General features: G+C 62.5%; 14 protein-coding genes and 1 pseudogene. 6 read left to right on the top strand and 9 right to left on the bottom strand.

The genetic code is table 11. From position 1 onward, the window contains the following. Positions 1 to 35: 35 nt before the first annotated feature. Positions 36 to 1,724 carry a cyclic peptide export ABC transporter gene (locus C0Z16_RS25790; RefSeq protein WP_175130732.1) on the top strand — a complete coding sequence of 563 codons (1,689 nt, stop codon included), beginning with the start codon at positions 36 to 38 and terminating at the stop codon, positions 1,722 to 1,724. 81 nt (positions 1,725 to 1,805) lie between these two features. Here the strand turns inward: C0Z16_RS25790 and C0Z16_RS25785 are convergent, their stop codons facing one another. The 7 genes and pseudogenes from C0Z16_RS25785 to C0Z16_RS25755 all read right to left on the bottom strand — a co-directional run bounded on the left by C0Z16_RS25785 (position 1,806) and on the right by C0Z16_RS25755 (position 8,784). Then, positions 1,806 to 2,834, bottom strand: a complete 1,029-nt coding sequence (locus C0Z16_RS25785; RefSeq protein WP_244201363.1) for an ABC transporter substrate-binding protein — start codon at positions 2,832 to 2,834, stop codon at positions 1,806 to 1,808. An 8-nt stretch (positions 2,835 to 2,842) separates the two neighbouring features. Further along, positions 2,843 to 3,678: pseudogene (fhuF, locus tag C0Z16_RS25780) on the bottom strand (siderophore-iron reductase FhuF). 5 nt (positions 3,679 to 3,683) lie between these two features. After that, positions 3,684 to 5,792 (bottom strand): Fe(3+)-hydroxamate ABC transporter permease FhuB, encoded by a 2,109-nt coding sequence (gene fhuB / locus C0Z16_RS25775; RefSeq protein ID WP_102634894.1) that lies wholly within the window; start codon positions 5,790 to 5,792, stop codon positions 3,684 to 3,686. Next, a complete protein-coding gene (locus tag C0Z16_RS25770; protein ID WP_102634893.1) occupies positions 5,789 to 6,646 on the bottom strand; it encodes an ABC transporter ATP-binding protein in 858 nt (285 codons plus the stop codon). Before C0Z16_RS25770 ends, fhuB begins: the two co-directional genes overlap by 4 nt. Next, on the bottom strand, positions 6,643 to 7,674 hold the full coding sequence (locus C0Z16_RS25765) for a TauD/TfdA family dioxygenase (RefSeq protein ID WP_102634892.1): 1,032 nt from the start codon (positions 7,672 to 7,674) through the stop codon (positions 6,643 to 6,645). Before C0Z16_RS25765 ends, C0Z16_RS25770 begins: the two co-directional genes overlap by 4 nt. 52 nt (positions 7,675 to 7,726) lie before the next feature. After that, entirely contained in the window at positions 7,727 to 7,981 is a 255-nt protein-coding gene (locus C0Z16_RS25760; RefSeq protein WP_102634891.1) for an MbtH family protein, read from the bottom strand. A 131-nt stretch (positions 7,982 to 8,112) separates the two neighbouring features. Then, positions 8,113 to 8,784, bottom strand: coding sequence for an RNA polymerase factor sigma-70 (locus C0Z16_RS25755; protein ID WP_102634890.1), 672 nt, complete (start codon positions 8,782 to 8,784; stop codon positions 8,113 to 8,115). 392 nt (positions 8,785 to 9,176) lie between these two features. Here C0Z16_RS25755 and C0Z16_RS25750 point away from each other — a divergent pair, with 392 nt between their 5' ends. Continuing rightward, positions 9,177 to 9,485, top strand: a complete 309-nt coding sequence (locus C0Z16_RS25750) for a putative quinol monooxygenase (RefSeq protein WP_102634889.1) — start codon at positions 9,177 to 9,179, stop codon at positions 9,483 to 9,485. Next, positions 9,485 to 10,645, top strand: coding sequence for an iron-containing alcohol dehydrogenase (locus C0Z16_RS25745; protein WP_102634967.1), 1,161 nt, complete (start codon positions 9,485 to 9,487; stop codon positions 10,643 to 10,645). Before C0Z16_RS25750 ends, C0Z16_RS25745 begins: the two co-directional genes overlap by 1 nt. A gap of 3 nt (positions 10,646 to 10,648) precedes the next feature. Here the strand turns inward: C0Z16_RS25745 and C0Z16_RS25740 are convergent, their stop codons facing one another. Continuing rightward, the gene (locus C0Z16_RS25740; RefSeq protein ID WP_102634888.1) at positions 10,649 to 12,034 is read right to left on the bottom strand and encodes a sensor histidine kinase; all 1,386 of its coding nucleotides are present in this window, start codon (positions 12,032 to 12,034) and stop codon (positions 10,649 to 10,651) included. After that, entirely contained in the window at positions 12,024 to 12,701 is a 678-nt protein-coding gene (locus C0Z16_RS25735) for a response regulator (RefSeq protein WP_102634887.1), read from the bottom strand. The genes C0Z16_RS25740 and C0Z16_RS25735 overlap by 11 nt, the downstream gene beginning before the upstream one ends. Before the next feature lie 262 nt (positions 12,702 to 12,963). On the opposite strand from C0Z16_RS25735, the gene C0Z16_RS25730 reads away from it, so the two are divergent. Genes C0Z16_RS25730 through C0Z16_RS25720 form a run of 3 tightly spaced genes read left to right on the top strand, consistent with a single transcriptional unit; the run spans position 12,964 to position 15,696 of the window. Next, positions 12,964 to 13,983 (top strand): ABC transporter substrate-binding protein, encoded by a 1,020-nt coding sequence (locus C0Z16_RS25730; RefSeq protein WP_102634886.1) that lies wholly within the window; start codon positions 12,964 to 12,966, stop codon positions 13,981 to 13,983. 39 nt (positions 13,984 to 14,022) lie between these two features. Continuing rightward, a complete protein-coding gene (locus C0Z16_RS25725; RefSeq protein ID WP_102634885.1) occupies positions 14,023 to 14,817 on the top strand; it encodes an ABC transporter ATP-binding protein in 795 nt (264 codons plus the stop codon). Between the two features lie 15 nt (positions 14,818 to 14,832). Beyond that, a complete protein-coding gene (locus C0Z16_RS25720) occupies positions 14,833 to 15,696 on the top strand; it encodes an ABC transporter permease (RefSeq protein ID WP_102634884.1) in 864 nt (287 codons plus the stop codon). The last annotated feature ends 130 nt before the right edge of the window (positions 15,697 to 15,826 follow it).

Below are 15,826 nucleotides of genomic sequence, written 5' to 3'. Positions count from 1 at the left end.
CTCCATCCTCGAAACAACCGACGGGCAAGCCCGCGATGCGGCTGATCGTGGCCTTGCTCAAGCGCTCGCGCGGCTCCTTCGCGATTGCGCTGGTTGCTTGCGTGCTGAACGGCATCGCCAGTGTGCTGCTGGTCGCGACGTTGAGCCGCGCACTATCGCAACCGGGCGCCGCCGATATGTCGCTCGCACTGCGCTTCGCGTTGTGCGCGGTCACCGCACTCGTCACGCGTGTGATTACCGGCGTGCTGTTCGCGCGGCTCTCGCAGGACACCATGGCGCAATTGCGCGGACATGTCGCGCGACGCGTCGCCGAAGCCGAATTGCGCGACGTCGAGCGGATTGGCGCGGCCCCCGTGCAGTCCGTTCTCACCGACGACGCGACCAACGTCTCCATGCTGTTTTTCGCGTTACCCAATCTCGTGATGCACGGCTCGATCGTGTTCGGCTGCCTGGGCTATCTCGCGTGGCTGTCATGGCCCGTGTGCCTGGTGGCCGTGGCCGCGATTCTGGTCGGTTCGCTCGGCTACCATGCAGGCGACAAGCGCGCTATCGCGTCGCTCGAAGCCGCGGGCCGCTCGCAGGACAAACTGTTCGGCTATCTCGGCGCGCTGTTCACTGGCGCGAAGGAATTGAAGCTGCATCAGGCGCGGTCGCGCCAATTCGTCGACGGTCAACTCGGCTCCGCGATCGACGAAGTGCGCGACCATCGGCGCCGCGCGTTTAGCGCGTATGCGGTCGGTGTCGGCTGGATCGTGTTTCTGTTCTATGTGTTCCTCGGCGTCGCGACGTTCTGGCCCGCGCTGGGCATTGATGCCGGCGCGCCATCGGCGTCGGGCTATGTCGTCGTGTTTCTGTTCATGCTACTGCCGCTCGACGGCCTGTTGAACAACGTGCCCACGCTGAACGCGGCACGCGTGTCCCTCGACCGTATCGAGAAGCTGATGGGTGAATTCAGCGCGTTGCGCACCGCGCCGCCGCCCGACGAAAACGCGTCGCATGCGCCGTATCGAACACTCACGTTCCGCAACGTCACGCATTCGTATTTCCATGAACGCGACGAACGCATGTTTCGCGTCGGGCCGGTTGATCTCACGTTCACGCCGGGCGAACTGGTGTTTATCGTGGGCGGTAACGGCAGCGGTAAGACTACGCTCGCGAAAGTGCTGACGGGTCTCTACGAACCCGAAGACGGCACGATCGAACTCGACGGCAAGCCAATTGGTTTGGCGGAGCGCGCCGCCTATCGTCAACGTTTTACGGCGGTATTCAACGACTTCCATCTGTTCGATGCGCTGCTTGGAATCGTCGATCCGAACGATGCATCGCGCGCGCAGGCCGATGCCCGCGCCAATGCGCTGGTAGCGAAGCTCGCGCTCGATCACAAGGTGCAGGTCCTCAACGGGGCGTTCTCCACGCGCGCGTTATCCACTGGACAGCGCAAGCGTCTCGCGTTGGTAGTCGCGTATCTGGAAGACCGGCCGCTCTATCTCTTCGATGAATGGGCTGCGGATCAGGACCCGCAATTCAAGGCAGTGTTCTATGAACAGCTGTTGCCGGAACTGCGTTCGCGGGGCAAGACGGTATTGGTCATCAGTCACGACGACCGCTACTTTCATCTCGCGGACCGTGTGTTGAAGCTGGATAACGGCAGCATTGTGAGCGAGACGTATGGATCGGCGCAGGCGGTGCAGGATGTGCGGGCCGCGAACGGCACGCTGGGTTGAGTGCTAGTTGATCGCTAGTTGATTGCATATTGATTTTTCAAGCTGAGCGCCGCGCTTCAGGCGCTCAGCCGCGTTGCATGACTACTTCTTCGTAGCTGCCGGCGCGGGAAGCGACAGCAACGTGTCGGTCATCGTATTCGCGAGACGCAGTGCCGACATGGGTCCGCCAAAACCCCAGATGTTGCGCTCGACGAGGCCCACGCGTCCCGCAGCGCGCGCCGGCACGAAACGCCAGATCGGCGAATCGAGCTTGGTCGCGAGTGACACGTTCGCTTCCGTCGCGCTCACGAATAGCGCCGTCAAATCGGGCTTCTTCAGCAGTTCCTCTGAAGTTACGTAGGCGGTGCCTTCGCGTGTCGGCTCAGCGGGCCACAAGCGTAGCCCGAGCGCGTGAGCGACACCCGCCGCGGTGCTGTTGCCCGTGAATGCCCAGTAACGATCCGGCAGTCCCAATTCCTGGACCCACGCAATCTGCTCGCCGCGACGACCCGCTTGGGCGAGGCGCTGTGCATTGCGAGCAAAGCCCGCCTCGACTGTCGCTTCGACTGCGCGCGCCTGTTGCTCGCGCCCCGTCAGACAGCCGATGGCGCGCAGAATCCTGCGGCCCCAATCGAGTTGCGTGACTTGCGTGCCGTCCTCGGTAAAGTTCGGGCTGTATTTGAACAGCACTGTTGGCGCGATGCGTTCGAGCGCCGCGAAAATCGGCGCGTGACGTAAGCCAACACCGAGAATCAGATCGGGCTTCGCGGTCGCGATCGCTTCGAGACTCGGCTCCTGCCGCGTGCCGATGTCCGCCACCGACGCGAGCCGCGCATTGTCATAACCGATCCACACGGGGTAATACTCAGGGTCGGCCATGCCGACCGGCGTGGTGCCGAGGGCGGCGAGATCTTCGGCGAACATGAATTCGAGTACGACAATGCGCTTGGGCCGCGCCGGCAATGATGAACTCGCTTGCGACACAATCGGATTGCCGGAAAGCGGTCCGCAAGTCTGCTGCGCAGAATTGGCGTCGCCTGCTGCCTGTGCTGACGACCAGGGGTTCGCTAAGAATGCGCTGGCAAGCGCGACAGCAACACAAGGTTGCTTCAGGCAAGGCATTTTCTTCATACGGCGCTCTAACGTAAACCGTTCTGCAACGCGATTTCCGCCTCGCTCATTGTCAACAGTAGGGGGCAGCGTCCACACAATTGCATCTCTCCAGGAATTTCATATCGCACGCAGCAGACGCGGCGTGCACTGAACGGATTCGGCAAACTCGCGGCGCGCGGTGTGGCCTGTCGGATCGGCATACGCAGTGGATTGACGTCGCCGTCAGCGGTGAGCGGGCCGAATAGCCAGGCGGCGTCCTCGGCGAGGTCGCATTGGGGCGCGCATTGTTCGAACAGATAGTCGAGCAGATTGCCCGCGTTGCTCCACAACACGCGTGGCGCGATTTTCGTCATCGCGCAAAGCAGATCACTGTATTCAGATGCGCGACGAGCGGCGCATAGCGTTTTGCGGGGTCGCACTCGTTGCGGCCCAACGCGTCGCGAGCGAAATAGAACGCGACGGGCAAGCCGTCACGCAGCATGACGTGGCTCTTTTCCGGCGACATGTCGAGCGGCCGGCGCAATAACGCCCCCGCGACAAAGCCCGCCGTCGCTGCAAAGCCGAAGTAGTACTTGCTCCACTGCGAAAGCAGCGCACGTGCGTGCGTTTCCCGTTCGCCGCCGTAAAGCGTGACCATTGCATCGATCAACTCGGCTCGATGACGGGGCAACTCCGCAACGGGGACCACATCTAATTGCCGCACCTGATCGTTAGCCAGCGGAGACGGGGCGCCGCTTGCATGCGGGACGCCGAGCCACACATTTTCCAGATAATGCGCGATCGATTCCGGCACAAAGGCGGCGAAGCATCGCGCGCGCTCGTCATTCGGATAAACGTTGGCAACGTCTTGCGCGAGCCGCATCGTCATCATCGTTTGCCCCGCTTCTCGCGCCGCGCCTCCATGATCAGCAGCGCAAGCAGATACGGCGCACCGATCAGCGCAGTCAGCACGCCAGCGGGAACTTCGCGTGGCGCGAGCAGCGTGCGCGCCGCGATATCGGCAATGACCAGCACCAATGCCCCACATGCGCCGGCGAGCCACAAGCGCGTTCGATGAGCGCGCGCGCCGAGCATCGCCGCCAGATGCGGCGCCATCAATCCAATGAAGCCAACGGGCCCCACCGCCGCGACCGCGGCACACGCGGCCAACGTCGCCACGCTTAACACCAGCGGACGCAGTACACCAATCGGCAAACCCAGCGCGGCGGCCTGGTCATCGCCGAGTGCGAGCAGATCCAGCGGACGAGCGAGTAGCGCGAACACCGGCGCGGCCAACACGCACCAAGGCAGCAACGTCATCACTTCGCCCCAGCTTCGCCCATACGTGCCGCCCACCAACCATACGACGAAACGCGCGGGCTGCACGCTTTGCTGCGTGATGAGCCATTGCGACAACGTCGTCCACAACGTGCCGATCACGATGCCTGTCAACGCAACAGCGAGCGGCGCATAACGGTGCCTGCGATTGAGCAGCAGCGTAAGCGCAAGCGTCGCGCCGCCGCCGACGAGCGACGCGAGCGCCAACGTCGAATGCGCTGCAAGCGGCCACACGACGAGTGCAACGAGCGTGGCAAGGCCAGCGCCTTGCGTCACGCCGAGCACTTCAGGACCGGCCAGCGGATTGCGCACGATGCTCTGCATCAGCACGCCGCTTGCGGCGAGCAATGCGCCCGCCAGCAACGCACAGATGAGGCGCGGCAGACGCAGATCGAGCAACATCCTCGCGAGATCGTCACGATGCTCGAATGCGGCGAACCAGCGATGCACGCCTATCGTAGTCGGTCCAAACGAAGCACCCGCACACACGATTACGATGCCGAGCGTCAGCCATAGGGTTGCGGTCAGCGGCCATGGCCACGCGTCGAGCATCTGCACGAAACGCGTGCCGGCGCGTGCCATGCTGCGCTCATTGCCGCCATGTAATGCGCCCGACCATGCGGCGCCGCTTCGGATCATCGCCAGCATCAACGGCGTGCCGACGAACGCAATGGCCACGCCGGTGGAAAGCGTCGCGTCGAGGTTGAGAGCCTGCACGGCGCTGTCGGTGACGAGCACCAGCGCGCCGCCGACTAATGCGGACAGAGGCACCAGCGCGGCGAGGCGCGAGGCGCGCGCGCCGCGCATATGCCGCAGCAGATTGGGCGCAATCAGTCCGATATAAGACAGCGGCCCCGCCACGCTGACGGCGACGCTCGCCAAGCCCACGGCGACGATCATCGCCGCAAGCCGCGTGGCATCCACGCGCACACCCGCTGCTGCAGCGGCATCGTCGCCGAGTACAAGCGGGTCGAGTGGACGAATGACGAACGGCAACGCCAGGAGCGGCAACACGAGCCAGGCAGCGGCCGTCTTGAGGCCGGCCGCGCCTGGTTGATAAAGACTGCCGCTCGCCCACAACGACACGCCCACGATGCTCTGCTCGAAGAACGCGAGAATCAGCGTGGTCAACGCGGAAAACAGCAGCATGCAGACGCTGCCCGCGAGCACGAGACGCAATGGCGTCGCGCGCCAGCCGCCTGCTGCCGCTGCCACGCACCCGGCGGCGGCGAGCCCGCAAACAAACAGCAAGGGTACAGACGCCACGCCCGCGAGCGAGGGCAAGAGCATTGCGGCAAGCAGGCCGAGTTGCGCGCCGCCGGTAATGCCGAGCAAGTCGGGTGACGCGAGCGGATTGCGCGTGAGCGACTGGAACAATGTCCCTGCCACCGCGAGACAGCCGCCTGCCACCAGCGCCGCGACGACACGCGGCATGCTCAGGTCGAACAGCAGAATGCCGGCGAGTTGCGCGGCGGCGGTGCCTGCGGGCGCGGCGAGCCACGCATCGAAGCCGCGCGCGAGCCGCAGCGCGGCGACGACAACGATCAACGCGACGAGCGCGACGCCGATCATTCCGACGCGACTCTCCGCCTGCACGCGTTCGTTCGACCTCGCCGGTCCTTCACGGCGCAGACGTTTGCGCGCTGCAAGCGTCGTCATGCGGCGAGATCCTTGCTCTCATGACGCTGACGGAGCGCGGCATCTATTTCATCGGCGTGGTACTCGTAAGCGGGCACGCACATCGGCGCACCGGTTTGCGGATGCGCGATCTTCAGCATCCGCACGCCGAACGCCTCGTTCAGATGACGGGGATCCAGCATCGCATCCGGCGAGCCTTGCGCGACGATTCGGCCCGCGCGCATCAACACGATCTCGTCGCTATACGCGGCGGCCTGGTTCAGGTCGTGCAGCACCCACACGATAGTCAGTCCGCGCTCGCGATTCAGGCGCCGCAACTCGCGCAGAATGTCCAGTTGATGATGGATGTCGAGGTAAGTCGTCGGTTCGTCGAGCAACACGACTGGCGCTTGCTGCGCGAGCGCCATCGCTATCCACGCGCGTTGCCGTTCGCCGCCCGAAAGAGCCGCGACGTCGCGTGCGGCGTCGGCGGCTAGGCCACTCGTGGCGAGCGCGTCGTCGATTGCAATGTGGTCTTCGTGCGAGAGGCCGCGCAGCCATCCACCGTAGGCATAGCGGCCGTACGCAACCAGTTCGCGCACCGTCAGCCCGGCGGGAATCTGGTTGAATTGCGCGAGCATGGTCAGCGTGCGCGCCAAAGCGCGCCGTCGATAAGAAGCAAGCGGTGCACCGTCGATCTCAACGCTGCCCGAAAGCGCCGGCTGCAAACCGGCGAGCGTGCGCAGCAACGTGCTTTTGCCGCAGCCGTTGGGACCGCACAGCGCCGTGATGCGCCCCGCTGCGATAGCCAGATCGAGCTTATCGAGCACGATGTGATCGCGATAGCCAACCGTCAGCGAATGTGCCGCGAGCGCCGCGCCCTGCGTTTTTATCATTGCGCGGACGTCCTCGTTCCGCCTTCGACGACATGCCCTTCGCGGTAGCTTTGCGCCATCGCGACGACGACCTTGCGCGGTCCTTCGAATGGATCGCGTGCGTGCGCCGTCAACATGTTGTCGAGCATCAGCACGTCGCCGGTCAACCACGGAAACACAATACGCTGCTGATCGAGCACGCCGCGAATTTCCGCGAGCGCGTCGGCTTCGAGCGGCGCGCCGTCGCCGTAACACACATTGCGCGGCACGTTCTCCAGGCCGACAGAATCGATTAGCGCGTCCTGCATGTCTTCATCGAGCGACGAAAGATGAAACAGGTTGGCCTGATTGAACCACACGCGCTCGCCCGTGCGAGGATGCCGCGCCACCGCCTGGCAGCGCTCGCGCGTGCGCAGAAGCAGTTCGCCGTCTCCGCTGTCGCGCCATTGGCATTCGATGCCGCGCGCCCTGCAAATTCGCTCGACGACGGCCGGATTGTCGGAGCCGAACGCTTGCTCCCACGGCAAATCGAGCCCTTGCCCGAAGTTGCGGACGTATAGCAGTTCGCGGCTCGCAAAGCGTGCAACGAGCGCCGGATCGAGCGCGCGGTAAGTCGCTCGACTATCGGCAATCGGCGTTGCACCGCCAGAACGCGCGGCCAACGCGCAGTGAAACCAGATCCGCAACGGCCACTCGCGCGTGTAAGATTGTTCGTTATGCAAAGGAATCGAGCGATGCGGCGGATATTCCGTCGACGTATACACCGCACCCTCAACCTGGCTGCGCGGCGTCGACGCAAATTCATAGCCGATCAGCGGATGTGCGAACGAAGCCGCAAAACTTTGAAACGCGTCGATCGATTCGACTCGAAAGTCTGTGAACAGCATGCCGCCGGCGCGCTCCAGCGTATCGTCGACGATCGCATGCAGCAGCAGCGCCGCTTCGTCCAGTGAAATCTCCGCGCCCGCGCGCGGCGAAACGATAGTGGGCAGTCCCGGCTCGATGGACAGATCGGCGAGCGCGGGCCGCGGCATCGAAGGGATGGTCATACGGAATCCTTTTGCGGAAGCGGCGCGCCGAAGGTGGTTCGGGCGCGCCCGGTCAGGCGGTATGCGCCTTTGCGGCCTCGTCCATGTGACGGCGCAAACTGGCCGGGCGCATGTCGGTCCACACGGCGTCGATATGAGCGAGGCACTCGGCCTTCAGCCCGCGTATGCCCACTTCGCGCCAGCCCGCCGGCACCGCGCGGAACGTCGGCCAGATCGAGTACTGCTCTTCGTCGTTGATCACGACGGTGTAGATGAGGTCGTCCGCGTCGCCTGATGCCGCGGTGGATGTCTGCTGTGCTTGCGTCATGGTGAAAGACCCGGTTGAAGACTGTGTCGATGATGGTCGTCGGAAAATGCGGGCGCCGCATACCCCTGCGCAGCGCTTCCATTCAGTTGACGTTTGGCGCGCTCGCTTTTTTACCGACGACCGGCGGCGCGTTAGCGGCGACGCGCACGGCCGCTGCAAAATGCCGGCCTCGCGACGCCGCGGTTGCAGGCGTCGAAGCAATCCGCGCAATGCTTCTCGGCGTCGCGCACCATGAAGTGCACGAGCGTCTGAGAGACATCGAGAGCGCGTGCCGTGCTTTGCAGCGTTTCTTCACGCAGACGCACCATCTCGAATGCGGCCCGGCTGCGCGGGGGCAATTGTTCGAGCGCGTTATAAACATGCCGCAGCGTGTCGCGCACGAGCAGCGCCGCTTCGGGCGAAGGCTCGGGCGACGGCACGTGCAGACCGTCATTTTCGTCGGCGTAATAAGTGTTTTCCAGGCTTTGACGCCGGAAGGCGTCGATGGACGCGTTGCGCACCATGCGCGTGACATAGGCCACCGGCTGACGCACGGCATCCTGATCAGGGAAGCCGACCAGCTTGATGAACACATCGTGCACGACATCTTCGGCGAGGCTCGCACAGCCGGCAAAACCGCGCGCAAGATTGACCAACATCGGCCGGTTGGCGATCAGGACCTCGAGCAGCGCGCCATTTTCGCCATCTGCGGGACGAGCGCGGCGCCGTGCATGTCGCGGCGCCGGCGGACACACTCCGCCAGCGCCGAGAACCGACATCGGTATTGCTGTTGAGGATTCCCGCCGGACGAGCACTTGAGCCATGGATCGCTCCGTTTCACAAAAGACAGGGCGCCAATCTAACGTAAACGCGAATCATTCTCAATCAACATTTGGAATGACCCTACGCGTCCGATAGTTTTGTCGGATAAATTCGCGGCGCATATCCGGGGAGCGCGTAGAAGATCGGCGGTGGATCGATTTCCATGGCCGCGTCAGTTTCATGCGACAACATTAGTAATCCATATTATTCGCACGGGCTGCGCGCCGACAACCTAGGTAATTGATGCAATGAGCAAACCGGCCCAAATCTGGTAAAACTGATGTCCTGCGCCGCGCCTTTGCTGCATGGACACACTGCATGCGCAATGCGGCAGCGAATAGCGCAATCAGCTTTCCGCTCTAAAACCTCGACTACTGTCTTGCTGGAGTAACTGATGGCTAATGCCTACCTGCAGGTGATCGCGCATTATTACGCCACGCGCGGCAACGGCGATGCGCTCGTCAAGCCTCTCACGGAACTCGCCGCGGCAACTCGCGCGGAGCCCAAGAACCTCTATTACGAATTTTTCCGCTCGCCGCTTGAGCCTGACCACTTCGTGATCCTCGAGCAGTACAGCGATGCTGGCGGTCTCGCCGAGCATCGCGATACGGAACATTTTCAGCGTCTTGGCTTCGGCACGATCATTCCACTGCTCGAGCGGCGCGAAGTGTCGAGTCATATGGTGTCGGGAGACGCGGCATGATGAACGCATTCCGCTTTCAAACGGTGCCGACACTGGTGGTCGAATTCGGCGCGGCGCGCCGTCTCGGCGCTTTGTTGCGCGCGCAATATCAATCGCTCGAGCGCTTGTGTGTCGTGACGGACAGCTTCCTTCACAAGAGCGGACTGCTCGCTCCCGCGCTCGCCGATCTTGCGGCGCATGGTTGGGATGCCACCGTGATCGACGACGTGATCGCCGATCCGCCCGAACACGTCGTGCTGGATGCGACCATTCGCGCGCGGATTGCCGGTGCCGAAATCGTGTTGGGGCTAGGCGGCGGCTCGTCGATGGATGTGGCCAAGCTGATCGCGATTCTCGCTCCGCAGGAACAGCAGGAACTCAGCGAGATGTACGGCGTGAACAAGGTGAACGTCTCGCGCTTGCCTCTCGTGCAGATGCCGACCACGGCGGGAACCGGCTCGGAAGTCACGGCTGTGTCCATCGTGACAGTCGGCGAGGCGAAGAAAATGGGCGTGGTCGCGCCGCAATTGATCGCCGACGTCGCGATTCTCGACGCCGAACTCACGCTTGGGCTTCCCGTTGCAGCCACGGCGGCAACGGGCATCGACGCGATGGTTCACGCCATCGAGGCCTATACGTCCGCGCATTTGAAAAACCCCGTGTCCGACATGCTCGCGATAAAAGCGCTTGAACTGCTGTCGCGCAACTTGCTGCGCGCCTGCGAAGACGGCGGCAATCGTGAGGCACGTGAAGCGATGCTGCTTGGTGCAACATTCGCAGGACAGGCCTTTGCCAACTCCCCGGTGGCTGCAGTGCATGCGCTTGCATATCCGATCGGCGGCATTTATCACGTGCCACACGGGCTTTCTAATGCACTCGTGCTACCGCATGTATTGCGTTTCAACGCTGACCCGGCGGCACATCTCTATGCGGAACTGGCCGATGTCGTCGTGCCGGGCGTGACGGGCAGCGCTGAAAACAGAACCCTCGCGTTAATCGAAAGTCTGGAACAGATGATTGCCGCTACAGCAATTCCGGCGCGATTGCGCGATGTCGGCATCGAGCGAGAGGGGCTTGAACGGATGGCGAGAGATGCGATGTTGCAAACGCGCCTGCTCGTGAATAATCCCCGGCCAGTCAGCGAGGCCGATGCGCTGGCGATTTATAACGCTGCGTTTTAAGTCTTAAACGCCGCCGGGCGCGGCGCGCGGAAAAGACACGCTGATATGCACGCCCTTGCCGCCGTCGCCCGGTTCGAGCGTGATCTCACCCTGATGCGCATCCGCGATTTCGCGCACGATGGCAAGTCCAAGACCAGTGCCCTCCGTATCCGTCGACGCGCGAAAGAACGGCTCGAATATGCGGCTGCGAGACTCGGCTGGAATACCTGGTCCGTCGTCGAGCACGCTCACGGTGACGGTATTCGCATCGGCGCTCACAGTTACCGTAACGTGCCCGCCACTGCCGGTATAGCGGATTGCGTTCTCTGCGAGGTTCGCGATCAACGCCTGGAGCAGGCCGCGGTGCCCCGCCACTGGCGCAATGCCGCACAAATCGGCACCAAGATCGATTTCGCGCCCCTGTGCGAGCAACGCCAGGTCTTCCACCACTTCCATCGCCAACGACACGAGATCCACCGTTTCGACGACGACCTGTCTGTTATCCGCGGCCTCCGCCTGAGCGAGCAGGAGTAGCTTGTTCGTGAGCCCCACCATCGACCGGTTGCTGCGATGCATGGCGGCAAGCGCTTCGTCGAGCGCCGGATTGAGGCCGTCCTGCTGGCGTGCGAACTGTAATTGTGTGCCAAGCAACGTGAGCGGCGTGCGCAACTGATGCGCAGCGTCGGCGATAAAACGGCGTTGCGCGGCGACCTGCACGCCAAGCCGCGCGATGCACTGATTGATCGCTTCGACGATAGGCCGCAATTCCGTATGAAGACGTTCGACTCGAATCGGTTCGAGTTGCATTGGGTCGCGATCCGCGACGTCCTCTTTCACTTTCATCAGCGGACGCAGTTCGAAGGTCAGACCGATGCACACGAGCGCGACGGCAAGCACGATCATTTCGATCTGCCGCACGAGTTGCGGTTGCCATAGTTGCTCGGCCATGGCGTCGCGCGAGCGCACCGTTTTCCCTACAGTCACCCGCACGCGGCGTGTCGCGCCGTTGTCGTACATGAGCCGCACGAGGCCCACGGCGCGCACGTCCTGGCCGTACAGTGCGGTGTCGTAGTGATCGGGCGTATCGGCCGTTTGCACGGGACGCGACGGGAAATCCGGCGTACCCGCGAGCAGCCGCCGGTCGTCGACATTGACGCTGTAGAACACCTGATCGTGATAGGGCGACGCGAAAATTTCGAGTGCGGCAGGTGGTACATCCACGCGCAGGAAACCGTCTACCCATTCCACTTCGCCCGCGATCATCCGCGCGGACGAAATGAGCTGATTGTCCTGCACGAGATCCGCCGTGCGCCGCGCGTTGTCGTATTCGGCCTTGCCGGTCACGAACACATAGAGTGCGAGCGGCACCAGCAACCACCACAACAAACGGACCCGCAAACTATTGGTCATCTTCTTTCTTGCGCAGCAGATAACCGAGTCCGCGCAGCGTGACAATAGCCGCTGAACTGCCGTCGAGTTTCTTGCGCAGACGCGAGATGTAGATCTCGACCGCATCTTCGCTCGGTTCATCGGCGAGCGTGAAGATGGCGTCGACCAGCGCCGGCTTGGTCACCGTTTTGCCTAACCTCAGGATCAGCGTTTCGAGCACCGAGCGCTCCCGCGGCGTGACGTTCAGCGGCGCGCCCTTCAATGTGAACTGGCGGGTGTCGATGTCGAATGTCAGGTCGCCGCAGACCACTTCACTCGCCTTCGAAGGTGACTGACGACGGATCGCCACCTTGATTCGCGCGACAAGCTCGCGCACTTCGAATGGCTTAACCAGGTAATCATCCGCGCCGGCGCCGAGCAATTCCACTTTCTCGTCGATCGAGCCGCTCGCCGTCAGGATCAGCACGGGCGTCGCGTCGCCTCGCTGACGCAGGCGGCGCAGAACGTTCTTGCCCGACAGCTTCGGCAGATTGAGGTCGAGCAGGATCACATCGTAATGATTGGTGCGCAGCAAACGGTCCGCTGCGTCGCCGTCCTGCACGGCGTCGAGCGCGAACGCCTCCTGCTCGAGCATCTTCGCGAGCCAGTGCGCGAGCGTGGGATTGTCTTCGATAAGCAGCAGCTTCATGGCGGAAACGACGAAAGTCAGGCCGTCGATTGTGCCGTAAAAGAAAGGCTTTGCGCGTATTCCGTACGGTTTGCGGCATACGTCCCCATGTTTCTCGTACCGCCTTCGGTGCAGGGCCCGGCTCAATTTCCGGGTTAACACCCATGATTTGCCAACAGGCCAGAAAGCTAACAGAAGGTTTGCGATTTCTATAATCGGCGTCATTCACCCAGAAAGCGCCGCCTGTTGCATTGGGCGCGAACAAACCCCAGGAGACTGCTTCATGCGTACCTTGCGCCAGATTGCCGCTGTGTCAGGTGTTGCGTTTGCCCTTGCCGCAGCTTCGGCCGCCGCTCACGCCGAAAAACTCACGATCATGGTCGGCGGCGCCACCAAGATCATCTATCTGCCGGCCAAGCTCACCGAACAGCTCGGCTACTTCAAGGACGAAGGCCTCGACGTCGAGATCCTTTCGCAACCGGCCGGCGTCGACGCGGAAAACGAACTGCTTGCGGGCGCGGTGCAAGGTGTCGTGGGCTTCTACGATCACACCATCGACCTGCAAAGCAAGGGCAAGGAAGTGCAGGCGCTCGTGATCTTCGGTCAGGTGCCGGGCGAAGTGGAGATGGTCGCCACGAAAGCAGCGGACACGTTCAAGAGCATGGCCGACGCGAAGGGCAAGACGCTCGGCGTGACCGGCCTCGGCTCGTCGACCAGCTTCCTCACGCAATACCTCGCGCAACGCGCGGGCGTGCCGTCGACGCAATACACGCTGCTGCCGGTCGGCGCGGACAACAGCTTTATCGCGGCCATCAAGCAAAGCCGTATCGACGCCGGCATGACGACCGAGCCGACCGTCTCCCAACTGCTGAAGACCGGCGACGCAAAGGTACTGGTCGACATGCGCACACTGGAAGGCACGCGCGCCGCGCTCGGCGGCACCTATCCGGCTTCGAGCTTCTACGTGCAACGCGCGTGGGCCGAGTCGCACAAGAGCGACGCCACCAAGCTCTCGCACGCCTTCGCAAAGACGCTGAACTTCATCGCCACGCATAGCGCTGAAGAAATCGCCGCAAAGATGCCGAAGGACTACTACGGCAACAACAAGGACCTGTACGTCGGCGCGTTGAAGGCTTCGCTGCCGATGTTCACGAAGGACGGCAAGATGCCCGCCGACGGCCCCGAAACCGTGTTGAAGGTGCTCTCGGCATTCAATCCTTCGGTCAAGGGCAAGCACATCGATCTCGCCAAGACCTACACGAATGACTTCGTGGCGGCGCCGGTCAAGACCGCGGCGAAGTAACGTCATTTCACCATCACGAGAACTGCGAGGCACCAGCCGATGAACCAACCCATGTCACGCGATACGCCTGCTATCGAAATGCGCAACGTGTCTTGCCGTTTCATTTCTCCGGACGGCAAGGCAACCGTTGCGTTGCGCGACTTCAGCATGTCGGTGGCGCGCGGCGAGTTCGTCGCGATCGTCGGTCCCACGGGTTGCGGCAAGTCCACCACGCTCAGCATGATTACAGGTTTGCTGACGCCCACTACCGGCGAGGTGCGCGTGATGGGCGCGCCCGTGGACGGCATCGATCCGCGCATCGGCTTCGTGTTCCAGGCGGACGCCGTGTTCCCGTGGCGCTCGGTGATCGACAACGTGGCGGCAGGCCCGCTGTATCGCGGGCGCTCGAAATCGGCTGCGTACGACGAAGCCAACGAATGGTTGCGCCGCGTGGGTCTCGACAAGTTCGGCAAGCACTATCCGCATCAACTGTCCGGCGGCATGCGCAAACGCGTGGCGCTCGCGCAGACCTTCATCAACCGGCCGGAAATCCTGTTGATGGACGAGCCCTTCTCCGCACTCGACATGCAAACGCGCACGTTGATGCAGGACGAGCTGCTGCAATTGTGGGGCGGCGCCGGCTCGGTGGTGTTCGTCACGCACGATCTCGAGGAAGCGATTGCACTCGCCGACCGCGTGTTCGTTCTGACCGCGCGCCCCGCAACACTGAAGAAGGTCTACGAAATCGATCTGCCGCGTCCGCGCGTCACGTCGGAAGTTCGCTATGACCCGCGTTTCATCGAAATTTCGCGCGACATCTGGCACGACCTGCGCGAAGAAGTGCAGATCGGTTAATCAAGGAACGGCAATATGTCTACTACCCCTCAACAGATGATGCCCTCGGGCCTCGACGCCGCTTCGCTCGCGCAAGTCGAACGGGTCGCGCAAAAACGTATACGGCAGCGTCAGGCGCTGGTGATTGCGCTGCGTATCGCCGTGCTGGTGATCGTGCTCGGCGGCTGGGAACTGTCCGCGCGCCTGAAGTGGATCGACCCGTTCTTCTTCTCGATGCCAACCGCGATTTTCGATCAGATCGTCGACTGGTTCGTGAACGGCACATCGCAAGGCCCGCTTCTCACGCAGGTGTGGGTCACGCTGGAAGAAACCGGGCTGGGTTTCCTTATCGGTTCGGTCGCGGGTGTGTTCTGCGGCATCCTGCTCGGCCGCAACAAGCTGCTGTCGGACGTTTTCAGCCTCTACATCAAGATCGCCAACTCGATTCCGCGTGTGGTGCTGGGCTCGGTGTTCGTGATTGCGCTGGGCCTCGGTATGGCGTCGAAGGTGGCGCTTGCGGTTGTGATGGTGTTCTTCGTCGTGTTCGCCAATGCGTTTCAGGGCGTGCGTGAAGCCGATCGCTACATGATCGCGAATGCACAGATTCTCGGAGCGTCGCGTCGTCAGGTGACGACGTCGGTGGTGATTCCGTCCGCACTGAGCTGGATTCTCGCAAGCTTGCATGTGAGCTTCGGCTTCGCGCTGGTCGGTGCCGTGGTCGGCGAATTCCTGGGCTCGAAGCAAGGTATCGGCTTGCTGATTTCAACCGCACAAGGTGCGTTCAACGCAAGCGGCGTGTTCGCCGCGATGATCGTGTTGGCCGTGGTTGCTCTCGCAGCAGACTATCTGCTGACCGCCGTCGAGCAGCGGTTGTTGAAATGGCGACCGGCCGTGGTTTAAGCCTAAGAACTCTTAACAAAATAAAGAAAGGGGCTGTTTACTCTCGATGAATCCTGTTAACCTTTTCATTGTTTCGACGACGAAAAGGACATGGCTAAACCCATACTCGACGACGAACTTTGGGCACTCA

This window comes from Paraburkholderia rhynchosiae (assembly GCF_002879865.1).
Taxonomy (GTDB): domain Bacteria; phylum Pseudomonadota; class Gammaproteobacteria; order Burkholderiales; family Burkholderiaceae; genus Paraburkholderia; species Paraburkholderia rhynchosiae.
The sequence above is the reverse complement of the archived record's forward strand: the minus strand, read 5'-3'. Positions and strand labels throughout refer to the sequence as shown.